Origin of the sequence: Amycolatopsis antarctica, from assembly GCF_002262875.1 — a bacterium.
GTDB classification, from domain to species: Bacteria; Actinomycetota; Actinomycetes; order Mycobacteriales; family Pseudonocardiaceae; genus Amycolatopsis; species Amycolatopsis antarctica.
This window is the reverse complement of the sequence record NZ_NKYE01000006.1, coordinates 99901-126301: the sequence shown is the minus strand read 5'-3', so window position 1 is coordinate 126301 and position 26401 is coordinate 99901. Positions and strand designations below refer to the sequence as shown.

Here is a 26401-nt window from a genome sequence, read left to right as displayed (position 1 = left end):
CGCGGCCGGGCCCGCCCTGCGCCGTCCGTGAGGGGAGATGCCGGCGGACGCACAGGGCAGCGGTCAGAAGATGATCCGGGACTCCGCGTGTAGGCGGGCTTCCCTGGACTTGCGGAGGTCCCGTGCGACGTTGACGCGTTTGAGCCACCGGTCGGTGCCGTCGTAGCGGGCGGTGAACTCGTTGCGTCCGTGCACCGCCCGGAAGTTGTCGACGAAGCAGACGTCGCCGGGTGCGAGGGTCGCCTCACGCAGGTTGCGGTCGATCTCCGCGGACAGGCGCTTCAGTGCGACCGCCGCTTCCTGGTCCATCCGGTCGAAGTCCATGAAGTACGGATCCAGCCGCAGGTACGGGGCGTGGTCCGCGCCGAAGAGCACCGGTACCGGTTCGGGATCGTTGTGCATTCCCAGGATCCGTTCCCGCGAAGCGGCCATGAGCCTTGCCGCGCCCGGTGACGGGACGGTGCCGTTCGCGGACGCCCCGTTGAGATGGGAGTTGTCCGGGCGGATGTAGAACCTGGGCTCGGCGAGCACCTCGGCCGTTTCCTCGTCGATCTCCAGGTCGGCCATGTCGGCGTAGGTGGTGGCGACCTTGTCCGGATTGCGCAGGCACATGAGGCCGACGTAGTCGCCGCGGAACGGGTGGAAAGCGTCCTCGACGTGCCAGGTGATCGTCTGGGCGCTGCCGGTGCCGATCTGCTCGTTCTCGTCGCCGGGCACCGGGAGGACGTCGTGGACGAACCGGCCATCGTGCTGGGTGGACCAGCCGATCGGGTCACCGAGCAGGGACCCGCAGAGCAGGATGAAGATCTCCTCGCGCAGCGCGGGCGACACCGGCCCCTGGTCGCGCCAGTGCGCGGGGGTCGGCCCGACACGGTCCTGGTCGACCTGGCATCCGGAGATCACGCAGACCCCGGCGGGCTCCCCCAGCCGGAAGGTGGTGAGGTGCTCGCGGACCCGCACCGGTAGTTCGTGCGCGTGGACGGGCAGGCGCCGCTGGAACGCCGGGTCCTCCACGGTGCTGTAGGTGCCGGCGAGGTCGTCGAGCAGGGCCCCGACCTCGCGGGCCTCCCGGTCGTCGATCGTCAGGTCAAACATGTCTTCCTCCTCGGGTGGACAGGAGGTCGGCGAGTCGCTGCAACCCCTGCCGGAGATCGTTGGTGGGGCCGCCGAAGCCGAGCCGGATATGGCCGGGGCGGCCGAAACAGGTGCCCGGTACGACGAGGACCCCGTGCGTGCGCAGCAGTTCCTCGGCGAAGGGTTCGGTGTCCGGGATGGCGGTCAGCTCGGGCAGAGCGGCGACACCGCCCGCCGGGCGTTCCCAGCGCACCAGCGGCGTGTGCTCGGCGACCCAGTCGCCGACCAGTGCGCGATTGCGGGTGGCCTGTGCCAGCCGGGGCGCGAGCAGGGCGTCGGCGTGCTCGATCGCGTGGCGGGCGACCAGTTCGGTGAGCGGCGAGAGCGCGAGGCTGACGTAGTCGCGCAGCCGCACGCACTCGGCGAGGACCTCGGGATGCGCGAGGCACCAGCCCACCCGGAGGCCGGGCAGCCCGTACCCCTTGGACAGGGTGCCGAACGACAGTGCCCTGGGGTAGGCCAGGGCCGGGTCCGGCAGTGGTGGCCGGTCGTAGGTCAGGTGTGTGAAAGCGCCGTCCCAGAACAGGTACGCACCCACGCTGTCGCAGGCGTCGACGAGTGCTCGCTGTTCCTCGGGGGTGATCGTCGCGCCGGTCGGGTTGTGCGGGAAGTTGACGGCCACGGCCCGGGTACCGGGGCCGATCATCGCCACCAGTTCGTCCACATTGGACACGGCTCCGTCGCGGTGGCCGAGTTCCCAGGTGCGGACCCGGCAGCCGATCGACTCGGCGAGCAGACTCGGCGAGTGGTAGCCGGGGCCGGGGACGACGATCTCGTCGCCCGGCCGGAGCAGGGTTCTGGCGGCGAGGTAGATCCCCTCACTGGAGCCCTGCGTCGCCATCACCAGGTCGGTGCGCCCCCCGGCGAAGCGCCGCGCGATCGCCTCGCGCAGTTCGGGCCCGCCGAGGGAGTGGCTGTCGCGGAACACGAGTTCGCGTAGATCGGCGGTGGGTGCGCCTGCCAGGTCGAGCACCTCGCCGAGGGTGTAGTCCTGCACACCGCTGCCGCTGATGTCGACGGAGGTGTCGAAGTAGCGGTCGCGCAGCCAGTCCTCCAGCCGGGCGCGTGGCAACGGGTTCGCCTCGGCGGTGGTCATCGGCCCGCCTCCGGCCGGCAGGGGTGGATGGCCCAGACGTTCGGTTCGGCGTAGGTGCCCATCCGGTCGGTGCCGACCTGCACGGGGGTCAGACAGCCGGGCATCAGGTATCCGCCGGGGCCCGGCATGGGACGCCCGTACACGCCTTCCCAGCGGGACACCGGCTGGCGGATCACCAGTGACCGTTCGGCGACGGCCACCACGTCCGCGCCGAGTTCGCGGTGGGTCCGCAGCCAGGGGTCGAACAGGCGTCCGTTGGCGTCGGTCCAGGTCATGTACTCGCTCATCGGCACCAGCGGGTAGTGCACCTTCGCGGTGGGGCGTACCGGTGCGAGTACACCGCGGTGGCCCGCGTTGCCGCTGCGGCGCCGCAACTCGGTCAGCAGGAGTTCGGGCAGGCCGGCCTTGCGGTGTTCCTTGCCGACGGTCAGCGACAGTGCGCTGCTCGCCGTCCACACGGTGTCGCGGGGGGCGTCGACGGCGTTGACGATGAGGTCGTCGAAACCGCCGGGCAGGCCGGACACGGTGCCGTCCCAGAGCGCCGGTACGGAGTCGAGCGTGGCGACGAGTTCGCCGTTCGTGTCCAGTACGGCGAGCTGCCATTCGGGGAACAGGTCGTAGAGCTTGGCCCAGCGCCAGTTGCCCGGCGACTCCCAGAACATGTACTCGGCGAAACTGTCCCCGACGAGGCCCTCGATCCGGGAGCGGAGCGAAGGGGTCTGCCGGATGTCGGTGATGGTGTATCCCGCTGTCGTGCCGTCCCCGGCCGGGCGGGTGTCCCCCGCGGCGCCGGCATGCGCGTAGAGGCCTGTGGTCATGATGCGGCTCCTGATCGGTTACTCGGGTCGTGGTGGGTGGGCAGCAGCGGTGCGATCTCGGTGACCGCGCCCGGGCTCAGCAGGTCGTTGTGGTCGAAGGCGAGCCGGTGGTCGGTGATCTCGCCGCCGATGTGCGCCCGCCAGTGCTCCGCGGGTGCCGCGCCGGTGCCGTCCGGGTCGGCGGTGACGAACAGGAGATCGCCGTCGAAGTGGCCGGGGGTGTGCGAGTGCAGGGCGGCCACGTTCGCGATGCTCGCTTCGACGAGCGCGGCCATGACGGATTCGCCGAAGTGGCCCGGGGCGCCGAGCTCGTCGCCGACGATCCTGGCCGCCTCGGCCGGGCGCAGTGCCGTGTCGCCGATGGCGCTGGTGTCGCAGCCGAGGTGTTCGAGCAGGCCGAGCAGCACCTCGTGCTCGGTCGGTGGCCGTTGCGCCGTCAGCTCGGCGGGCGGGTACGAGTCGAGCATCGCGAGCATGGCGACCTCGGCACCCTGTGCCCGGAGTTCGGTGGCGATGGCGTGCGCGACGATCCCGCCGAACGACCAGCCGAGCAGGTGGAACGGCCCCTCTGGTTGGACTTCGCGGATGTGGCGGACGTGCGCGGAGGCCAGTTCGGCGATGCCGGTGGGGATGGCCTGGTCTCCGGTGAGGCCGGGCGACTGGAGGCCGTGGATCGGCAGGCCGGGATCGAGGCGTGCGGCGAGACCGAAGTAGCTCCACGCCAGCCCGCTGACGGCGGCGACGCAGAACAGCGGCGGACGGGAGCCGGTGGCGCGGATCGGCAGGACCGCGTCGAACTCGGGCACGGTGACCGTCCGGTCGAGACGGCGGGCCAGCCCCGCGACGGTCGGGGCCTCGAAGACGTCGCGCACGGCCAGTCCGATTCCGAACTCGGCGCGGACCCTGGCGGCGAGCCTGCTCGCCAGCAGTGAGTGTCCGCCCAGCTCGAAGAACCCGTCGTCGATACCGACGGGGCCGGTGCCGAGTACCTCGGCGAACAGCCCGCTCAGTACCTGCTCCCGGGGCGTTCGCGCCGGTCGTGCCGTGGCCGTCGCGTATTCGGGGGGACGCAGCGCGGCGTGGTCGAGCTTGCCGTTGATCGTCGTCGGCAGGTCCTCGAGCAGCACCACCGCCGCCGGGACGAGGTGTTCCGGGCAGGTTCGCCGCACGTGTTCGCGCAGCGAACCGGGGTCGGGTGCGGTGCCCGCGACGGGTACCACGTAGGCGACCAGCCTTCGCTCGCCCGGCGCGTCCTCGCGGACGACGACGGCGGAGCGGCCGACCTCGGGGTGGGTGCCGAGCACGGACCGGACCTCGCCCGGTTCGATGCGGAAGCCGCGGATCTTGACCTGGTCGTCGGCACGGCCGGCGAACTCCAGCGTCCCCTCGGTGTTCCAGCGGGCGAGATCGCCGGTGCGGTACATGCGCCCGGCGCCGGGCCGGAACGGGTCGGCGACGAATCGTTCCGCTGTCCACATGGGACGGTTGAGGTAGCCGCGGGCGAGTCCGGTGCCCGCGATGTAGAGCTCGCCGGTCACTCCGTCCGGTACGGGGTTGAGCGCGGTGTCGAGGACGTAGAGGGCGGTGTTGTCCGACGGGGTGCCGATCGGCACCCCGTCGCCGACCGGGTCGCCGGTGCGCAGCGGCAGGGTGGCCGCGATGACGGTGTTCTCCGCGGGCCCGTAGGCGTTGACGACGGTGGTGTCCGGGCAGGCGTCGAGGGCCAGCCGGAAGGCGGCGGGTGAGGCGGCCTCTCCCCCGGTCCACACGTCCCGCAACCTGCCGAGGGCGTCCGGGTGTTCGGCGGCGAACAGGTCGAACAGGACGGGGGTGAACAGGGCGGAGTCGACGCCTGCGTGGCGGATGAGGTCCGCGAGGGTGTCCACATCGGACGGCCCGGGTGGGGCGAGGACGATGTGGCCGCCGTTGAGCAGGGGCATCCACAGTTCGAAGGTGGAGGCGTCGAACGCGGGCGCGGAGTGCATGAGCACCTGGCGTGGCGGGCCTGCTGCCCAGTTCCGGTCCGCGGCGAGGTCCCGGATGCTGCGGTGGACGATGCCGACGCCCTTCGGGGTGCCGGACGATCCGGAGGTGTGGATGATCTGGGCCAGCGAGTCGGGGTGGATGGCCGCGGTGGGCGGCGTAGGGCCGGCGGTGAGCCAGATGTCGTCGTCGACGCACACGACGTGCGCGGTGTGCGGGAACGGGCGGCGCGAGGTCCGGTCGGTGAGCAGGACCCGGGTCGCGGTTTCCCGCAGCACCCAGCTCAGCCTGTCGTCCGGGTGGCGTTCGTCCAGCGGTACGTAGGTTCCGCCCGCCTTGAGTACGGCGAGCGCCGACACGACGAGGTCGGCGGAGCGCTGCTGGAGCAGTGCGACCCTGGTCTCGGCCCGGACGCCGAGTGCGCGCAGGTGGTTGGCCAGCCGGTTGGACCGCTCGTCGAGTTGCCGGTAGGTAAGCGTGCGGGTGCCGTCGGACACGGCGGGGGCGTCCGGGGTGGCGTGTGCGTGGCCGGCGAACACCTTGGGCACGGTGCCGCCGGTGACCGTGTGGGTGGTGTCGTTGCGTTCGGCGAGCAGGGTCCGGCGCTCGGCCGGGTCGAGGACGTCGATCCGGCCGATGAGCAGGCCGGGGTCGGTGGCGGCGAGATGGAGCACGCGGGTCAGCCGGGCACAGATGTCCCGTACGCCGGTCTCGGTGAACTGGTCCGGCCGGTACACGAACCGCAGTGCGATTCGCTCCCCCGGCGCGGCGGCGATCGCCAGCGGGTAGTGGGTGGCGTCGTGGCCGGCGAGTCCGGTCACGCGCACGTCCTGCCCCGGCAGGTTCAGGCCGTCGCCGTCGGTGGGGTAGTTCTCGAACACCAGGAGCGTGTCGAAGAGTTCGCCGTGTCCGGCGAGGCCCTGTATTTCGGCCAGGCCGAGATGCTGGTGTTCGGTCAGCGTGGACTGCTGGTCCTGCAGGTCGTCCAGCACCTCGCGCAGCGGCTTGGCGGAGTCGGGGCGGACGCGTACCGGGAGGGTGTTGATGAACAGGCCCACCGCCGTCTCGATGTGCGCGACCTCCGGTGGCCGTCCGGATACGACGCCGCCGAAGACCACGTCCTCCCGTCCGGTGAGCCGGGACAGCAGCACCGCCCAGGCTCCCTGCAGGACGGTGTTCAGGGTCCATCCGTGTGCGCGGTTGGTGGCGGTGAGTGCCTCGCCGAGCGCGGTGGGCAGTTCGACGGTGAACTCCGCGGGCGTGACCGGGTCCTCCCGCTGTGCGGCGGGCGCGAGGAGTGTGGGTCCCGGTACCCCGTCCAGTACGTGCCGCCACGCGGTCCGGGCCTGTTCCCGGTCGCGCCCGGCGATCCAGGCGAGGTAGTCGCGGTAGGACGCGGCGGGGGGCAGTGAGCGTTCGTCCCCGGCGAGGATCCGGATCAGCTCGCCGAGCACGATGGACATGGACCAGCCGTCGAGGACGACGTGGTGGGCGGTGAGGATAAGCCGGTACCGGTCGTCGGAGCCGCGGGCCAGCGCGAAACGCAGCAGCGGGGCCCGGCGCGGGTCGAAGGGTAGTGCGCGTTCCCGGCGGGCCAGTTCCTCGAGTGCCGCCGGGCGGGCGTCATCGTCCACATCGGACAGGTCATGTTCCCGCCACGGTGCGCTGATCGCGTCGGTGACGACCTGTACCCAGGCGCCGGTGCCGAGCGGGTGGAAGCCGACCCGCAGTCCCTGGTGGCGGTTCAGCAGGGACTGCGCCGCGCGCCGGAGCCGTTCGGTGTCGAGTGCGCCGTCGAGGTCGACGGCGAGCTGCACCACGTACACGTCCTCGCCCGCGTCCGCCTCGTGGGCGTGGAAGAGCAGTCCCTCCTGCAGCGGTGACAACGGGAGTACGTCGGCCAGGTCCGGCCAGGCCGCCTCCACCTGTTCGACCTCGGCCTGGACGAGTCCGGCCAGCGGGAGGTCGGACGGCGTGCGCCCGCCGGTGAGCGGTGCCTCGACCAGTTCCCTGAGGGCGTGGGACCACAGGTCGGCGAGCTCGGCCACCTCGTGCTCGTCGTAGAGGCCCTCGGCCCATGTCCAGGTCGCGGTCAGGTCGGGCCCGCCGGAACCGTCCTCGGTGACGGCGTTGATCTCGAGCCCGTGGGTGAGCGGCAGCGCTCCCCCGGCGTGGTCGAGGTCGATCGCGTCGGCGGCCGGGCCGAAGTCCTGCGTCTCCCGGGTGCCGGTACCGAAGCGGCCGAGATAGTTGAAGGCGATCTGCGGGCGGGCGAGTCCGGCGAGGTGCGGGCCGGCTTCGGGGTCGAGGTGGCGCAGCACGCCGTAGTCGATGCCGTTGTGCCGCAGGGCGCGGAGCTGTTCCTTGACCCGTTTGATCGCGACGGCCGGGTCGCCGTCCGGGCCGGGGTCGAGCCGGACCGGGTAGATGCTGGTGAACCAGCCGACCGTGCGGGACAGGTCCGGGACATGCCCTGCGGTTTCGGTGATCTCCTCGCGGCCGTGTCCTTCCACGTCCACCAGTACCGGGGTCGTCGTGCCGAGGTCGCGGCGGCGGCGCCAGCGGGCGAACGCGAGGGCGAGACCGGTCAGCAGCACGTCGTTGGCGCCACCGTGGAACGCGGCGGGTAGGCGCCCGAGCAGGGGTTCGGCCCACTGCCGGGTCAGCGTGGTCGTCAGCGACCGGGTGGTGGCGGTGGTGTCGCGGTCCGGGTCCAGTGGACGGGTGGAGAGCAGCGGGTCGGGCGCGCACAGGGTCGCGGTCCAGAAGGGCAGGGTGTCGCGGAAGTCACCCTCGTGCGCGGCCCGGGCGAGCTGGTGTGCCCAGTGCCGGAACGGTGTGGTGACCGGTTCCAGCGTCGTGGCCGGCCCGTGGGTCCAGGCGGTGGCCAGGTCGGCGAGCAGTATTCGCCAGGAGACACCGTCGACGGCGAGGTGGTGGACGGTGAGCAGCAGGCGGCCGGCCTCGCCCGCGCCGGTGTCGAACCAGACGGCTCGCAGCATGCTGCCCTCGGCCGGGGACAGCGCGGCGATGGCGGCGGTGAACTCGCCGGTGACGAGCTCGCGCAGGGATGCCTCGTCGAGGCCCGCCGCCGGCACGTGGCGCAGGACCGTGTCGGCGGGCACGGAGCCGGGGGCGGGGACGTGCAGCCGGGTGCCCTCGCCGAGGAGGGTGGCGCGGAGCATGTCGTGGTGGTCGAGCAGTGTCTGCACGGTCGCGGTCAGCCGGTCGGCATCGGCGTCCGGTGGGGTCCGCAGCAGTATGCTCTGGTGGAAGCCCTCGGTGTCGCCGCCGCGGTCCTGGAGCCAGCGCATGATGGGGGTCAGCGGGAGGTCGCCGGTGCCGTCCAGCACCGGTGCCGCGACATCGTCCACGGGGCGGGCGGCGGCGGCGAGCGCGGCGACGGTGCGGTGCCGGAACACGTCCCGCGCCGTGATCACCAGGCCGCGGGTACGGGCCCGGCTGACGAGCTGGATGGAGACGATGCTGTCGCCGCCGAGGTCGAAGAAGTTGTCGTCGATGCCGACCCGGTCCGTGCCGAGCACCTCGGCGAACAGTCCACAGAGGACTTCCTGTTGCGGTGTCTCGGGGCCGCGCGCGGCGGTGGCGGTGGGCGCCTCGGGTGCCGGCAGCGCCGCCCGATTGAGTTTTCCGTTGGTGGTCAAGGGAAACGTGGTGATCGGCATGATCGCCGTGGGCACCATGTAGTCGGGAAGCTGCGTGGCGGCGAGCCGGCGCAGTCGTTCCGGGTCTGCGGTCTCGCCCTCGGCAGGCACGACGTAGCCGACCAGGCGGGGGTCGCCGGGACGGTCCTCGCGGACGATCACGACGACGGCGGCGACCGAGGGGTCGGCGCCGAGCACGGCCTCGATCTCGCCGGGTTCGATGCGGAAGCCGCGGACCTTGACCTGGGCGTCCGCGCGGCCGAGGTACTCCAGATTTCCGTCGGTGCGCCGCCGGACCAGGTCGCCGGTGCGGTACATGCGGGTGCCTGCCGTGCGGGCGTACGGGTCGGCCACGAACCTGTGGGCGGTGAGCGCGCTCCGGTTCAGGTAGCCGCGGGCGAGCCCGTCGCCTGCGACGTAGAGCTCTCCCACCACGCCGGGAGGGACCAGCCGCAGCGCCGCGTCGAGCACGTGGACGCGGGTGTTCCAGACGGGGACGCCGATCGGAACGGCACCCGGCGCGAGCGTGTCGCCCGGTGCGATCCGGTGCGCCACACAGCCGACGGTGGCCTCGGTGGGTCCGTACTCGTTGACGATGGTGACGTCCGGGTGGTGCCGTCGCCAGGACTCGACGAGTTCGGCGGTGAGCTGCTCGCCGCCGATGACGATCTCGCGGGTCGGCGAGAACCGCTCCGGCAGGGCGTTGAGCATGGCGAGGTGACCGGGGGTGGCCTTGAGGAAGGTGGCGGGCTGGTCGACGGTCTCGTCACCGAGATCGGCGATGACCAGGGTGCCGCCGACGGCGAGCGGGACGAGCAGGGCGGTGACGGTGAGGTCGAAGGACAGCGACGAGTGCAGCAGTGTGCTGCCGGTGGTGCTCGGGTAGGCGTCGGCGGCCCATCGCAGGTAGTCCGCGACGGCGCTGTGCGGCAGGACGGTGCCCTTGGGCCGCCCGGTCGAGCCGGAGGTGTAGATCAGGTACGCCGGGCTGGCCGGGTCGAGGCGATGCGCGGGGCCGGTGTCCGGGTACCGGGACAGGGCCGCGGGATCCGGGACGATGGTGTTCACCGGCAGACCGGCCAGCCGTTCGCGGCCGGTCTCGTCGGTGAGCACGCACAGCGGCCGGGCGTCGTCGAGGACGTAGGCGATTCGCTCGTCGGGGTGCTCGGGTTCCACGGTCAGGTAGGCGGCGCCCGCCTTGAGCGCGGCGAGTACGGCGACGACGGCCTGGGGCGATCGTTCGTGCAGGATCCCGACGACCTGTTCGGGGCCGGCGCCGTGTTCGACGAGCAGGTGCGCGAGCCGGGACGCGGCGGCGTCCAGTTCCCGGTACGAGGTCGTCTCGCCCGCGTGCACGAGGGCGGGCGCGTCCGGGGTGTGCAGGGCCTGCGCCCGGAGCAGGTCCGGCAGGGTTGCCGGGCCGGTGGTCCGTTGTGTTCCCTCGGCGGCGCGCAGCAGGTACTCGCGCTCGGCGGGGGTGACCAGGTCGATGCCGCCGATCCTGCGGTCCGGTTCGGCGACGGCGCTCGCGGTGAGCCGGGCCAGCCGGTCGACCAGTGACCGGATGGTGGCCGCGTCGAACAGGTCGGTGCTGTACTCGACGTAGAGCGCCAGCCCGTCGGGTTCGCCCTCGGTGGTGCGGTTCTCGCTGATGTTGACGGTCAGGTCGAACTTGGCGATCGCCAGTTCGGTACCGGCCGGGCTGACGGTGACGCCGGGCAGGGTGAGATCCGGTTCGGCGTTGTTCTCGAACGAGAGCATCACCTGGAACAGCGGGTGGTGGGACAGCGACCGGGTGGGCTTGAGGGCGTCCACGAGGTGTTCGAACGGCACGTCCTGGTTCGCGTAGGCGTCCAGGCTCGCGTTCCGGACCCGGTCGACCAGCGTCCGGAACGTCGGGTCGCCGGAGGTGTCGGTGCGCAGCACGAGGGTGTTGACGAAGTAGCCGACGAGCTCGTCCAGCTTCTCGTCGGTGCGTCCGGCGATGGGCGAGCCGAGTGGGATGTCGGTGCCCGCGCCGAGCGCGGTGAGCAGCGCGGCGACGGCGGCCTGCATGACGATGAAGACGCTGGAGCCCGATTGCCGTGCCAGGACGGCGATCCCGCGGTGCAGCTCGGCGGGCAGGTGGTCGTTGAGGGCGGCGCCGCGGTAGGACAGGGTGGCCGGGCGCGGACGGTCGGTGGGCAGGGCGAGCCGTTCGGGCAGTCCGCTCAGCGCCTGCCGCCAGTGCTCGATCTGGCGGCTGATCACGCTGTCGGGGTTGTCCGGCTCACCGAGGACACGGTGCTGCCAGAGCGTGTAGTCGGCGTACTGCACGGGCAGCGGGTTCCAGTGCGGCGCCCGGCCCTCACGCCGGGCGGTGTAGGCCTGGGCGAGGTCGCGGGCGAACGGGGCCATCGACCAGCCGTCCCCGGCGATGTGGTGCATCAGCAGGGACAGGACGAACCGGTCCTGCCCCAGCGAGAAGAGTTCGGCGCGCAGGGGCAGTTCCGTGCTCAGTTCGAACCCGTGGCTCGCGGCGCGTTCCAGCGCCCTGTCCACGGCGGCCTCCTCGACGGCTGTGACGGGCAGGTCGATGGCGGCGGACCCGGCCGGGAGGATGTGCTGGGACGGGCGCCCGTCCACGGCGGGGAACACCGTGCGCAGCGTTTCGTGCCTGGTGAGCACATCGGTCAGGGCCGCGTGCAGGGCGTCGATGTCGAGCGGGCCGTGCAGGCGCAGGGCGAGCGGGACGTTGTAGGTCGGGCTGGGTCCTTCGAGCTGGTGCAGGAACCACAGGCGGCGTTGCGCGAAGGACAGCGGAACATTCCGCGGCCGCGGTGCCGGGAGCAGTTCCGGGCGCTCGTCCGCCGTCTCCCTGCCGGGCAGCAGATCGGCGAGCGCGGCGGCGGTGGGCGCTTCGAACAGGGTGCGGACCCCGATGTCGGCGCCCAGTTCGGCGCGGATCCGGGAGGCGAGTCGGGTGGCCAGCAGTGAGTGGCCGCCGAGGTCGAAGAAGTTGTCGTCGACCGACACGGCGGGTACGTCGAGGACCTCAGCGAACAGGGCGCACAGGGCCGCCTCCCGGGAGTTCCCGGGCGCCCGCCCCTGGGGTGCGGTGGCCAGGACGGGGGCGGGAAGGGCGGCGCGGTCCAGTTTGCCGTTGACGGTCAGCGGCAGGCCGTCGAGTCCGACGACGGCGGCGGGGACCATGTACTCGGGCAGGTCCCGGGCGACGTGGGCGCGCAGTTGCTCGGTGTCCACGGGGGCGGGCCCGGCCGCGGTCACGTAGGCGATCAGTCGTTTGTCGCCGGGGGTGTCCTCGCGGACGACCACGGCCACCTGCCCTACGTGCTCGTGCCTGCCGAGGACTGTCTCGATCTCACCGGGTTCGACGCGGTAGCCGCGGATCTTGACCTGGTGGTCGACGCGGCCGACGAACTCCAGTTCGCCGTCGGCGCGGCGGCGCACCACGTCGCCGGTGCGGTACATCCGCGCACCGGCCGGGTCGAACGGGTCGGCCACGAACCGGGACGCGGTCAGCCCGGGACGTCCGGTGTAACCGCGGGCAAGGCCGAGGCCCGCCACGTACAGCTCCCCCGCCACGCCGGGTGGCACGGGGTTCAGCGCGGCGTCGAGCACGTGGGTCCTGGCGTTGCCGATGGGGTGACCGATCGGCAGTTCGCCGGTGTCCGGCGCGCTGCCCGCGGGCAGCCGGTAGGTGGTGCTGGTGACGGTCGCCTCGGTGAGCCCGTACACGTGCACGAGGTCCGGGCCGAGTTCGGTCCAGCGGGCGAGCCGGTCGGACCGGATGCGTTCACCGCCGACGGCGACGAAGCGCAGGGACGCGGGCAGCGCGCGCCCGGAGCGGGTGAGTTCGTCGACCCACTCGTGCCAGTAGGCGGTGGTCAGTTCGACCCCGGTGACGGCGAATCGTCCGATGGTGTCGGCGAGGTCCGTGCCGGAGGCGAGCAGCCGGTCGCCCGCCAGCACCACGGTGCCGCCCGCGATCAGAACGGGCAGCAGTTCCTCGAGCAGTACGTCGAATCCGATGGACGCCACCTGGAGGAACCGGTCGTGCGCGGTGAGACCGAAGGCCTCGACCATGGCGGCGGTGTAGTTGGCCAGCTCGCGGTGTGCGAACACGACACCCTTGGGCAGATTGGTGGTGCCGGAGGTGTAGAACAGGCAGGCCGCCCCGGCGCCGTCGAGCGTGCGGCGCGGCGTCCTGGTGGTGTACCCAGCACAGTTCCCGTCATCGTCACCGCCGCCGTTTCCGGTCGCGGCGAGGTCGTCCACGCACAGCACGTCGAGGCCGGCGAAGGTTTTCTCCACTGTGGACAGTGCGGGCCGGTGGGTGAGCAGCACCCGGACGCCGGCGTCGCCGGTGATCCAGCGCAGGCGATCCGCCGGGTGGCCCGAGTCCAGCGGCAGGAACGCCGCTCCCGCCTTGAGCACGCCCAGCGCGGCGACGACCATGTCCGGTCCCGCCCCGGCCGCCACGGCGATCACGGACTCGGGACCCGCGCCGCGGGCGGTCAGTGCGCTCGCGACGGCCTCGGCCCTGGCGTCCAGTTCGGCGAAGGTCAGTTCGCCACCGGTACCGGCCAGCGCGAGAGCGTCCGGTGCGGCGTCGACCCGGTTCTCGAACAGGGTCACCACGTCGGTGCCGGGTTCGGCGGTCTCGGTGCGGTTCCACCCGGCGAGGCGGGTGCGCTCGTCAGCGGTGAGCACGTCGCCGCTGCCGAGCGGGGCCGAAGGGGCGGCGACCCGTTCCCGGAGGAAGTCACCCCAGCGGCGCAGCAGGGTCCTGATGGTGTCCGCGTCGAACAGGTCGGTGCTGTACTCCGCGTAGACGTCCATGCCGTCCGGTTCACCGGAGTCGGTGTGCCGCTCGTTGAGGTTGACGGACAGGTCGAACCGGGACGCGTCGGTGCGCAGGGAGGGTTCCGGGTGGACGGTCACGCCGGGCAGCTCGATCTCTCCCCGGGGAGCGTTCTGCAGCGCGAGGCTGATCTGGAACAACGGCTGGTACGCGGGTGACCTGGCCGGGTTGACGGTCTCCACCACGTGCTCGAAGGGCACGTCCTGGTGGGCGAACGCGCCGAGGCTCGCCACCCGGGCCCGGTCGACGAGTTCGGCGAAGGTCGGATCGCCGGAGGTGTCGGTACGTACGACGAGGGCGTTGACGAAGAATCCGACCAGGTCGTGCAGCTTCTCGTCGGTGCGCCCGGCGATCGGTGTGCCCAGCGGGATGTCGGTGCCGGCGCCGAGCCGGGTGAGCAGCCCGGCGAGTCCGGCCTGCAGCACCATGAACAGGCTGGCGCCCCGGCCGCGGCCGAACGCGGTGAGGGCGGCGTGCAGGTCCCGGTCGACGGTCCAGGCGAGGATGTCGCCGCGGTAACTGGCCACGGCGGGCCGCGGCCGGTCGGTCGGCAGGTCCAGCCGGTCCGGCGACCCCGACAGGGTGGTCGACCAGTAGTCGAGCTGGCGCGCGATGCGGCTGTCCGGGTCGGCCTGGTCGCCGAGGAGTTCACGTTGCCAGAGCGTGTAGTCGGCGTACTGCACTGGCAGCGGTTCCCACTGCGGGGCGGTGCCCTCGTGCCGCGCGCGGTAGGCGGCGCTCAGATCGCGGGTGAAGGGCACCATCGACCAGCCGTCGCCGGCGCTGTGGTGCAGCAGCAGCAACAACACGAACTCGCCGCCGCCGAGGGCGAACAACTCGACCCGGACGGGTATGTCCGCGGCGGGATCGAACACGTACTGCGCGGACGCGGACAGCGCGGCCGGCAGGTCCGCCTCGGTGACCGCGGTGACCGGCAGATCCACCTCGATCGTGTCCGCGGGCAGGACGTGCTGGTACGGCGTGCCGTCCTCCTCGCGCAGCACCGTCCGCAGGATCTCGTGCCTGCCGACGACGTCCGCGAGTGCCGCGCGCAGCGTGCCCGCGTCCACCGAACCGGACAACCGCAGCGCGGCGGGCATGTTGTAGGTGGCGCTGGGGCCTTCCATGCGGTGCATGAACCACAGCCGGCGCTGCCCGAACGACAACGGCACCCGGGCCGGACGTGTCCCCGCGGTCAGTGCCGGACGTACCTCACCGGGTTCGGTCAGCCGGGGCGCCAGCTCACCCACCGTGGGTGCGGTGAACAGGGTCGCGATCGGCAGCTCGACGCCCATGCGGGCGCGGACCCGGCTGGCCAGGCGGGTGGCCAGCAGCGAGTGCCCACCCAGGTCGAAGAAGCTGTCGTCCACCGACACCCGGTCGACGCCGAGGATCTCGGCGAACAGGCCGCAGAGGATCTCCTCGTGCGGAGTGTTCGGCGCCCGCCCGCCGGGGGTGCCGGTGAACTCGGGTGCGGGAAGGGCCCTGCGGTCGAGTTTTCCGTTGGCGGTCAGCGGAAGCGAGTCCAGCACGACCAGCGCGCCGGGCACCATGTAGTCGGGCAGGCGTTCGCCGAGCCAGTCGCGCACCGAGCCGACGAGCGCGCCGTGCTCACGCACGGCCGCCGGATCGTTGGCATAGAACGCCGCCGCGTTCCCGGCGGGGCCGTTCGGCAGATACAGATCCGACGGGCGACCGGAGGAGGTGTCGCCGAACAGGACGTCCATGGCGCCGGTGCCGGCGTCGGTACCCCAGGTGACGTACACCCGGTAGCCGAGGCGTTCGCCGAGCTCGTGCAGCGCCTCGGGGTCGACGCCGGCCGGGGTGTGCAGCGCCCGCACGCCGGCGGTGACCGAGCCAGTCTCGTCCAGCACCCGCAGCGCGGTGGTCTCGTGCGCGATCCGGGCGTTGGGCACACCGGTGACCCGGACCCGTGCCGGGCCGCACTCACCGAGCAACCCGGCCAGCGCGTCGAACGAACCGCCGATGGCCGCCCAGTCCCAGGACGGCGTGTCCTGCCACGAATCGGCTTCCTGGCCGAGCTGCAGGGCGACGTCGTAGCGGTAGCGGGTCAGCTCGTTGTGTGCCCGGCCCCGCTTGAGCCGCACGTCCACCCCGGTCAGGCCGGTGACCTCGGGGCGGAGCGCGGCGAAGAAGCCGGGGTCGATGAGGAGTTCCTTCTCCAGCCGGACACTCTGCTCGATGGCGCCGTGCAGCGCGCCCGCGGACTCGGGCTGCTCTTCGCCGCAGAATTCCACGGCCGCGCGGAAACCGCGCAGCAGCCTGCGATCGCGGACGTCACCGACGAACACCGTCCCGCCGGGTGCCAGCAGTGCGGCCGCCTCGCGGATCACTCCGATGAGGTAGGCGGCGTTCGGGAAGTACTGCACGACGGAGTTGATCACCACGGTGTCGAAGAATCCCGCGGGCAATGCGTCGAGTTCGTCGGCAGCGGCGACCCGCAACTCGACCTTCCCGGCGAGCGCCGGTTCCGCGTCCACCCGCCTGCGTAGTTCCTCGATGACCGGCGCGGAGAAGTCGATGCCCCAGTACGCCTCGGAGTCCGGTGCCAGCCCCGCCAGCAGGAGCCCGGTGCCCACGCCGATCTCCAGTACCCGGCGCGGCCGCAGCTCCCGGATGCGCTCGACGGTGGCGTCGCGCCACTCGCACATCTCCGCCAGCGGGATGGGCCTGCCGTCGTAGCTGCTGTTCCAGCCGGAGAAGTCGGCGCCGAGCTCCGGGGTGCCTTCTGTGGTGGAGCCGCCGTACATCGTGTCGTAGATCTGCTGCCATTCGCCGATCTGCTCACGCTCGACCCGGCCGTCGCGTGCGGACCCGGTCTCCCCCGGAACCAGGTAGCCCACCATCCGCCGGTCGCCGGGGCGGTCCTCCCGCACGGTGACGGCGGCGAGGGCCACCTCGGGGTGGCCGGCGAGCGCGGACTCCACCTCGCCGAGTTCGATCCGGAACCCGCGCAGCTTCACCTGGTCGTCCGCGCGTCCGGCGAACTCCAGTTCACCTGCCGACCAGCGGGCCAGGTCGCCGGTGCGGTACATCCGCGAGCCTGCCGGGCCGAAGGGGTCGGCCGCGAACCGTTCCGCCGTCCAGCCCGGACGGTGCAGGTAACCGCGTGCCAGACCGCGGCCCGCCAGGTACAGCTCACCGGTGACGCCGGGGGGAACCAGTCGCATCCCCGCGTCGAGCACGTAGGCGCGCATCCCGTCGAGCGGGCGGCCGATCGGCACGGTCGCCCCGATCCGCTCCCCCGCCCGGGTGGGCCTGCTCGCGGCGAAGGTGGTGGTCTCGGTCGGCCCGTACCCGTTGACGACGGTGGTGTCCGGGCAGACGTCGAGGACCCGCCGGACCGCGGACGCGGACACCGCGTCGCCGCCGGTCCACACCTCCCGTACCGCCGTGAAGCATTCCGGTGCGTCCTCGGCGAGCAGCCGGAACAGCCCTGCCGTCACCCACAGGCCGGTGATCCGTTCCCCGACGATCAGGGTGCGCAGCCGGTCGGTGTCCAGCCTTCCGGTGGGAGCCACCACGAGCGTGCCGCCGGAGAGCAGCGGCACCCAGAGCTCGTAGGTGGAGGCGTCGAAGGCGTGCGGGGAATGCAACAGGACGCGGCGCTGGGCGTCCGGGCTCCAGCGGTGGTCCAGCGCGAGCGCGGCGACGTCGCCGTGGCTGACAGCGATGCCCTTCGGCGTTCCGGTGGAACCGGAGGTGTGCATGACGTACGCCAGCCGCTCCGGGCTGATCGTCGCGAGCGCCGGCGGGTGCCCGGTGGACGGCCCGGGATCGCTGACGTCCACGACGGTGACCCCGCCGCCGAGCCCGGTGGCGCGCCCGGGCCGGTCGGTCAGCACGAGGGTGGTGCCCGCACCGTCCAGCGCCTGCCGCAGCCGGGTGTCTGGTTGCCGCTCGTCCAGTGGCAGGTACGCGGCACCGGAGCGGACGACGGCGAGCACGGACACGACCAGGTCGGCGGACCGCTCCTGCAACAGTGCCACGGTGTCCTCGGCGCGAACGCCGTGCCCGGCCAGCGCCGCCGCGAGGCGTTCGGCCCTGGCGTCCAGTTCCGCGTAGGTGATCTCCTGTTCGCCGTGGACCACCGCGACGGCCTGCGGGTTCGCGGCGACCGTGCGCGTGAACAGTTCCGGCAGCGCGAGCCGCGGCAGCGGTTCGACCGCGGGGAAGTCGAGCAGGGCCTCGCGTTCGTCATCGGTGAGCAGATCGAGTTCGCCGAGGCGCAGGCCAGGGTCGGCGGCCACCGCGTGCAGCAGACGCACCAGCCGGGCCGTGAGCAGGGCGGCGGTGGACTCGTCGAACAGGTCGGCGCTGTACTCCACGAAGGCACGTATCCCGCCGGGCGCGCCGTCCGCGTCGTACCGTTCGCTGAGGTCGAAGAACAGGTCGAAGCGTGCGGTGCCGGTGTGCGCGGGCTCGGGGCGGACCTCGGCGCCGGGCAGGGAGAAGCGGCCTTCCGGCGTGTTCTGCAGGGCGAGCATCACCTGGAACAGCGGGTGGTGCGAGGGCGAACGGGTGGGGTTGAGCGTTTCCACCAGGTGCTCGAACGGCACGTCCTGGTTCGCGTAGGCGTCGAGGCTGGTGCGCCGCGCCCGCCCGACCAGCTCGGCGAAGGTCGGGTCCCCCGCGGTGTCGGTGCGCAGCACGAGCGAGTTGACGAAGAAGCCGACCGAATCGTCGAGTGCTTCGTCGGTGCGTCCGGCGACGGCACCGCCGAGCGGGATGTCAGTGCCCGCGCCGAGTGCGGTGAGCAGCGCCGCCACGGCCGCCTGCAGCACCATGTAGAGGCTGGCGTCGCAGCGGCGGGCCAGTTCGGCGAGTTCGCGGTGCAGGCTCGTGTCGAGGGTGAACGCGGTCTCCCCGCCGCGGTGCCCGGAGACCGCGGGGCGTGGCCGGTCCGTCGGCAGCGTCAGCGTCTCCGGCAGGTCCCGCAGCTCCTCGCGCCAGTAGCGCACCTGGCGGGCGAACCTGCTGTCCGGTTCGCCGGGATCGCCCAGGAGGTCCCGCTGCCAGAGGGTGTAGTCCGCGTACTGCACCGGCAACGGTGCCCATTCCGGGGCGTGGCCGGCGAGCCTGGCCGCGTACGCCGTGGCGAGGTCGGCCGCCAGCGGCGCCATCGACCAGCCGTCACCGGCGATGTGGTGCAGCAGCAGGAGAAGGACGTGCTCGCGCTCGCCGAGGGTGAACAGTTCGGCCCGCAACGGCGGTTCCTCGCGCAGCTCGAATCCGTACCGGGCGGCGTTCTCCAGCGCGGCGGGAAGGTCTTCGGCGCCGGCCCGGGTGAGGGTGAGCCGGGGTGCGGCCTCGGCGACGGTGACGATCCGCTGGTGCGGTTCGCCGTCGGTTTCCGGGAACAGGGTGCGCAGGCTCTCGTGCCGGCCGGTGACATCGGCGAGTGCGGCCCGTAGCGCCTCGGCATCGAGGTCTCCGGTGACGCGCAGGGCCATCGGCACGTTGTAGGTCGCGCTCGGCCCCTCCAGCCGGTGCAGGAACCACAGGCGGCGTTGCGCGTAGGACAGCGGGATTTGGTCCGGCCGTCGCATCGGCAGCAGCCGGGGGCGTGCCGAGGTGCCGCCACCGAGCCTGGCCGCCAGTTCGGCCACGGTCGGTGCCTCGAACAGCGTACGGATCTCCAGTTCCACGTCGAGGACGGCGCGGATGCGGCTCACCAGCCGGGTCGCCAGCAGCGAGTGCCCGCCGAGGTCGAAGAAGCCGTCGTCGATCGACACCACCTCGGTGCCCAGCACCTCGGCGAACAGTCCACAAAGGACCTTCTCCTGCCCGCCACGCGGTTCGCGCCCGGTGGCGCTGCCCGCCGTCTCCGGGACGGGAAGTGCGTCTCGGTCCAGTTTTCCGTTGGGGGACAACGGAAGCTCTGCGAGGACGACGACCGTCGCCGGCACCGTGTGTGCCGGAAGAATTCCGGCGGCGTGGTCGCGCAGCGCATCCGGTTCGGGGGCACCCTGCTCCATCGGGACGACATAGCCGACCAGGCGGCGGTCTCCCGGGCGGTCCTCCCGGACCACGACGGCCGCCTCGGCGACCTCGGGATGCCCGGCGAGTACCGACTCGACCTCACCGGGTTCGATGCGGAAACCGCGCAGTTTCACCTGGCCGTCGGCGCGGCCGGCGAAGTCCAGCTCCCCGCCGGGAAGGCGGCGGACGAGGTCGCCGGTGCGGTACATGCGGGCACCCGGCTCGCCGAACGGGTCCGGCAGGAAACGTCCGGCCGTCAGACCCGGCCGCCCCAGGTATCCCCGCGCCACCCCGGCCCCCGCGAGGTACAGCTCGCCGACGACCATCGGCGGCACCGGCCGCAGGCCGGCGTCGAGGACGTGGGCGCGGGTGTTCGCGATCGGCCCGCCGATCGGCGGGCGCCCGCCCGCGCCGGCCACCAGCGGGGCGCTCATGGTCGCGCTCACGGTGAACTCGGTCGGGCCGTAGCCGTTGCGCATCGGCACCCGGGGCGCCCACCGGTCCACCAGGTGCGGTGGCAGCACCTCACCGACGGCGACGAGGCAGTCCAGCCCGTCGAGTCCGTCCTCGGGCATGGCCGCCAGCGCCGCGGGCGGCATGGCGAGGTGGGTGACGCCCGTGCGGGCCAGCAGCGCGCCGAGGTCCTCGCCGGGCAGGAGGCGTTCGCGTCCGGCCGTCACCAGGGCCGCCCCGCTGAGCCAGGCCACGAAGATCTCGAACACGGCGCCGTCGAAACTGGGCGAGGCGAACTGCAGCATCCGGCTGCCCTCGCCGGCACCGAGCCGCCGGGCCTGGTCGATCGCCAGGTTGACCACGGAACCGTGCGTGACCACGACGCCCTTGGGGGTGCCGGTGGAGCCCGAGGTGTAAACGACGTAGGCGGCGTCGGCCGGGTGCGGCGGCGTTCCGCGTTCGGCCTCGGTCACCTCCGTGCCCGCTGCCCTGCCCGTCCGCGCCGTCACCTCCGGGTCGTCGAGTGCGATCACCCGGTCCGCCGCCGCGGGAAGCGACCCTCGGGCGGCGGCGGTGGTCAGGATCAGGGCGGGTGCGGCGTCGTCGAGCATGAAGCGCATCCGCTCCGCCGGATGGTCCGGGTCGACGGGCACGTAGGCGGCGCCGGTACGCAGCACCGCCAGCAGTGCCACCAGTTGCCGCCCGCCACGCGGCAGCAGGAGTGCGACCGTCGAGCCGGGGCGGGCACCACGCTCCAGCAGCACCCTGGCCAGACGGTTGGCGTCGCGATCGAGCTCGGCGTAGGTGAGTTCGGACTCTCCCTCGATGATCGCTGGGGCGTCCGGGGTCGCGGCGGCCTGTTGCGCGAACGACGCGGTGATCGTGCCCGCGACGAGTTCAGGGGCGTCGGCGCCGGCGAGCCGCGGCAGCCTCTCCCGCTCCGCCTCGTCCAGCACGTCGAGCGTGTCGATCACGACCGCCGGGTCGGCGGCGACGGCGGACAGCAGCCGGTCGAGACGGCAGGCGATCGACTCCACCGTGGCGCGGTCGAACAGGTCCTCGCTGTACTCGATCGCGCCTGCAAGGCCGGCGGGCGCTCCCGCGGCGTCGGTACGCTCGTCCAGCGTGAACGTGAGGTCGAACTTGGCCACCCCGTTGTGGAAGACCTCCGGCTCGACGTCGAGCCCCGGCATGTCCACGGTGAGGCCCGCGTTGTTCTGCACGGCCAGCATCACCTGGAACAGCGGGTGGTGTGCGGCCGAGCGAACGGGGTTGAGTACCTCGACGAGATGCTCGAACGGCACGTCCTGGTTGCGGTAGGCCGCCAGGCTCGCGTCCCGGACCCGGGCGAGCAGATCACCGAAGGTGGGCGCCCCGGAGATGTCGGTGCGCAGCACCAGGGTGTTCACGAAGTAGCCGACGAGTTCGTCGGCGTTGTCGTCGGTGCGCCCGGCGATGGGCGCGCCGAGCGGGATGTCGGTGCCCGCGCCGAGTTTGCCGAGCAGCGCCGACAATCCGGCCTGCACCACCATGAACAGGGTGGCGCCCGCGTCCCGCGCGAGATCGAGCAGCCGTGCGTGCAGGTCGGTGCCGAGGGTGAGCGGCACGGTGGCGCCGCGGTGGGTGGCGACGGCGGGGCGTGGGCGGTCCGTGGGCAGTTCCAGTCGCTGCGGCAGGTCCGCGAGAGCTCCGGTCCAGTAGCCGAGCTGGGCGGCCAGCCTGCTGCCGGGATCGTTCGCCTCGCCGAGCAGTTCCCGCTGCCAGAGCGTGTAGTCGGCGTACTGCACCGGTAGCGGGTTCCAGCCGGGGGCGTGTCCCGCGCGCCGGGCGGCGTAGGCGGTGGCGAGGTCGCGGGCGAACGGGGCCATCGACGCGCCGTCGCCGGCGATGTGGTGCAGCAGCACCAACAGGACGTGCCGGGTGCCGTCCACAGTGAACAGTTCGGCGTGCAGTGGAGCTTCGGTGGCCAGGTCGAAGGCCCGGTTCGCCGCGGCCGCCAGGGCGGCGTCCAGGTCGGCCTCGGCGACCTCGGTGCGCGCCAGGCGCGGATCCGTCACGGTCAGGACGTCCTGCCGGGGCACGCCGCCGGTCTCCGGGAACACGGTGCGCAGCGTTTCGTGGCGGTCGACGACGTCGGCCAGTGCACCGCGCAGCGCCTCGACGTCGAGTTCGCCGGTCAGCCGCAGGGCCAGCGGGACGTTGTACGTCGGGCTCGGTCCCTCGAACCGGTGCAGGAACCACAACCGGTACTGGGCGAAGGACAGCGGCAGAGTGTCCGGACGGTGCCGGGGGGCCAGCGCCGGACGGTGCGCGAGGTCACCCTCCGCGCGGGTGGCGATCGCCTCGCCGAGAGCGGCCACGGTCGGCGCGTCGAAGAGCGTGCGCACGTCGAGTTCGGCACCCAGGGTGGACCGGATGCGCGACACGAGGCGGGTGGCGAGCAGGGAATGCCCGCCCAGGTCGAAGAATCCGTCGTCGATGGTCACCCGGGGAACGTCGAGGACCTCGGCGAAAAGCCCGCACAGCACGGTTTCACGGTCGTCCCGCGGTGCCCTGCCACCCGCGGAGGCGGTCTCCCGCTCGGGGGCGGGAAGGGCGGCGCGGTCGACCTTGCCGTTGACGGTCAGCGGCAGGACGTCCACGCCGACGACGGCACTGGGCACCATGTACTCCGGAAGCTGCCGCGCGACATGGGCACGCAACTCCTCGGCCGAGGGCGCGGCGTTCTCGCCGGGCGTCACGTAGCCGACCAGGCGACGGTCGCCGGGCTGGTCTTCCCGGATCACGACCGACACCTGCCCGACGCCCGGATGGCGGCCGAGTACGGTCGCCACCTCGCCGAGCTCGATCCGGAACCCGCGCAGCTTCACCTGGTCGTCGACCCGGCCGACGAACTCCAGCTCGCCGTCCCGGCGACGCCGGACCACATCGCCGGTGCGGTACATCCGGGCGCCCGGCGCCCCGGGATGCGGGTCGGCCACGAACCGGGACGCGGTCGGCCCCGGACGGTCCGCGTAGCCACGGGCCAGCCCGAGACCCGCCACGTACAGCTCGCCCGCCACACCCGCCGGTACCGGGTGGAGCGCGGAGTCGAGCACGTGGGTCCGCGCGTTTCCGATGGGGTGCCCGATCGGCAGCACCCCGGCCGGATCGGGTCGCTGCCCCGCGGGGAGCCGGAAGGTCGTGGTGGTGACGGTGGCCTCGGTGAGCCCGTACACGTGCACCAGGTCGGTGCCCAGTTCGCTCCACTGGGCGAGCCGTTCGGGGTGGATGCGTTCGCCACCGACCGCGACCATGCGCAGTGAACCGGGCAGCTTCCGGCCGGTGCGGGCCAGTTCGTCGACCCATTCGTGCCAGTAGGCCGTGGTCAGCTCGACGGCGGTGACGCCGAACCGCTCGGTGTGGTCGGCCAGGTCCGCGCCGGAGGCGAGGAACCGGTCGCCCGGGAACACCACCGCTCCGCCCGCGACCAGCGTCGGCAGCAGTTCCTCCAGCAGCACGTCGAATCCGGTGGACGCGACCTGGAGGAAGCGGTCGTCCGCGGTGAGGCCGAATGCCTCCACCATCGCCAGGGTGAAGTTCTCCAGCTCACGGTGCCCGAAGACCACGCCCTTGGGCACGTTGGTGGAGCCCGAGGTGTAGAAGACGCAGGCCGCTCCCTCGGCGATCCAGCCGGACGCGGCCCCCGCACCGTGCTTCCGGGCACCGTCGTTCCCGGTGCCGAGATCGTCCACGCAGAGCACGGCCGTGCCCGGCAGGATGTTCCGCACATCATCGAGCAGGGCCCGGGAGCTGAGCACCACCTCGACGCCAGCGTCCGCGGCGATCCAGCGCAGCCGGTCCGCCGGGTGGGCCGCGTCCAGTGGCACGAACACCGCCGCCGCCTTCGCCGCGCCGAGTACCGCGATCGCTAGCTCCGGGCTGCTGCCGAGGAACACGCCGACGCGGGACTCCGCGCCGACGCCGCGCACCGCGAGCGCAGCGGCGACCTCGTCGGCGCGCGCGTCCAGCTCGCCGAAGGTGTGGTCGTCCCGTTCGGAGACCAGCGCGACCGCGTCGGGTGCGGTGCGCGCTCGCTGCTCGAACAGGTGCACAACACCGACGCCGGGCCGGGGAGTGTCGATGGCGGGACCGGTGGGGCCGCGCCGTTCGTCGGCCGAGAGCACTTCCAGCGCGCCGACGACCGTGTCCGGCCCGGCGTCCAGCACGCTGCCGAGCAGTCGCAGGAACCGTTCGTGGTGCAGGTCCAGATCCTCGGGACGGTAGCTGTCCGGGTTCGCGTCCAGCACCACCCGCAGGCTCGTCGTGTCGGGCTGGGTGTAGACGAGGACCGACAGGTCCTCGATCGGCCCGGTGGACACCACGTGCTTGACCGCGGTGTGCGAACCGAAGCGCAGGCCCGCGTCGAACGGCATGACGTTCACCGAAGGACCGACGAGCCGCCCGGCACCGCCGAGCCCGAGATCCCGGCGCAGGTCCTCGTAGCGGTAACGCTGGTGCCGCAGGGCTTCCCGCATCGCCGTCGAGGTCCGCCGGATCAGCTCGGTCAGCGTCGTGTCCGGCCGTACGGTGAGCCGTACCGGGACCGCGTTGGACACCATGGCGGGTGTCGAGCGCATGGCCTTGCCCGTGCGTGCCGCCACCGGCATGCCGAGAACGACGTCGGTCGCACCGGTCACCCGGTGCACGTAGGCGGCGGTGGCGGTGAACAGAAGGGTGGTCCAGCTCGTTCCCGCGGCCCTGGCGACCTCGCGCAGCCGTTCGGCCGTGTCCGGCGGGGTCTCCGCCGAGCGGCGCAGGAATCCGGTGGCCTGGGTGGCGGGCGCGGGTGCGAGCCCGGGTTCCGTGGGCAGGCCGGCCAGCCGTTCCCGCCAGTACGCGCGGTCCTTCTCGTACTGCGCCGAATCGCGGTAGGCCTTCTCCTCGGCCAGCACGTCGGCAAGGGCGACGAAATCGTGGTCCGGCACCGTGTCACCCGCGTCGAGCGCGGTGTAGATCGCGGCGACGCGGCGGGTGTGCATGGAGACGGTGACACCGTCGCCGATGAGGTGGTGAAGTTGTATGTACCAACGAAAACGGCCCTCGCCGAGCTTGACGAGCGTCTGCGCGAGCAGCGGGTCAAGACCCGGCCGCCGCGGGCGTCCCAGTTCGGCGCGCACCCGTTCGTCGGCCTCGGTGTCCGGGTCGGGGCGCCCGCCGAGGTCGAGGAACCGGTATGGCCACGGGGATTCCGGGTCGACGACCTGCCGGATGCCGCCGTCGTCCTCGGTGACGAAATCGACCAGGAACGTCTCGGTCTCGGCCACGGCACGACGCACCGCCGTCTCGAACAGCTCCGGGTCGAGCGGCCCGCCGATGTCGATGCGCTGGGCAAGGTTGTAGATCGGATTCTGCGGAGCGAGCTGCTGGGCGAACCACACTCCGGCCTGACCGTCCGACAAGGGCAAGCGAGAATCGCGACCGTAAGACAATGCCATTCCTCAACTGTCGACCTGCTGCTGACGGTGCATCGAGTACGGCGACATGCGTGATCGCGTCTACGTCCGAATCAGTGTGCCGAAAACACGAATAGACCGCCCCGGCCGTCCGACAGAGCGCGTAAAAGGCCCACTGCCGATTCCGAGTAGTTCGCCTAACCCCAGTTAAGCCTGAGCTTAGAGAGCGCTAAATGGTGAGTCAACCGGATGGGTGTACGGCGAAACGGCGGCACGCCCGAGGGTCCTTGTTCACGGAGCGCATTCGTGCACCTGACTGACCCGGCGGCCGGCCCGTGTCGCATCACCGAGGGTGCACGGGGCCTGCGTGTGGCATCGGAGCCCGTCCGGGCCGAGCCCCCGCACCGTCACCAGCCGATCGCAGCCCGACGCCCGGAACCACAAGGCTCTCGCCTCTCCCCGGCCCGGCCGGTGCCGGTCACGCTGCGCACCACCGTCGCGCTGACCGAGCGTCATCGCCGCCCGCTGCCGCGTCGACGGCCTATCACGAGTGTCCGGGGAACACCTCATTCGAGAGTAGGACCCGGACATTCCGGCACCGATAACCCGTATTCCGCTGCCACGGGCCCGTTCGCCGAAGTCCTCTCGACGGTGACGGGCTCTGCCGTCCGGGCAGTTCCGCAGCTACGGCAGCGATTTCGTTCGCCGTAGCGACCATCACCGGTGCCGCCCAGATCGTCGGACCAGGCCCGGTGCGACCAGGCCGGACGACGGACGGGAGAAAACGGCCCTCCGGATAAGTCATCCGAAAATACGAGGACCTTTTCCGGTGCGCGTGACGTTCGATCGGCAATACCGGAACATCGCCGGGACGAATCCTGCCGATCGCGGAGAGCGCGACTTCCGGGCCGTCACCTCGTGACCACCGTGGGTGTGGGCGCGCACTGAAT

Annotated in this window: 4 protein-coding genes; all 4 read right to left on the bottom strand. The window is 72.2% G+C overall.

All coding sequences use genetic code 11. The features are described 5' to 3' along the window. Positions 1-63 precede the first annotated feature (63 nt). From gntD to CFN78_RS11700, 4 genes are read right to left on the bottom strand one after another with little or no spacing between them, the layout of a single operon-like run. Positions 64-1095: a guanitoxin biosynthesis L-enduracididine beta-hydroxylase GntD gene (gene gntD / locus CFN78_RS11715; RefSeq protein ID WP_094862779.1), complete on the bottom strand. Its 1032-nt coding sequence runs from the start codon at positions 1093-1095 to the stop codon at positions 64-66. Next, positions 1088-2230 (bottom strand): capreomycidine synthase, encoded by a 1143-nt coding sequence (vioD, locus tag CFN78_RS11710; RefSeq protein ID WP_094862778.1) that lies wholly within the window; start codon positions 2228-2230, stop codon positions 1088-1090. The genes gntD and vioD overlap by 8 nt, the downstream gene beginning before the upstream one ends. After that, positions 2227-3048, bottom strand: coding sequence for a hypothetical protein (locus CFN78_RS11705; RefSeq protein ID WP_205660494.1), 822 nt, complete (start codon positions 3046-3048; stop codon positions 2227-2229). Before CFN78_RS11705 ends, vioD begins: the two co-directional genes overlap by 4 nt. Further along, positions 3045-25493 (bottom strand): non-ribosomal peptide synthase/polyketide synthase, encoded by a 22449-nt coding sequence (locus CFN78_RS11700; protein ID WP_094862777.1) that lies wholly within the window; start codon positions 25491-25493, stop codon positions 3045-3047. Before CFN78_RS11700 ends, CFN78_RS11705 begins: the two co-directional genes overlap by 4 nt. Positions 25494-26401 lie beyond the last annotated feature (908 nt).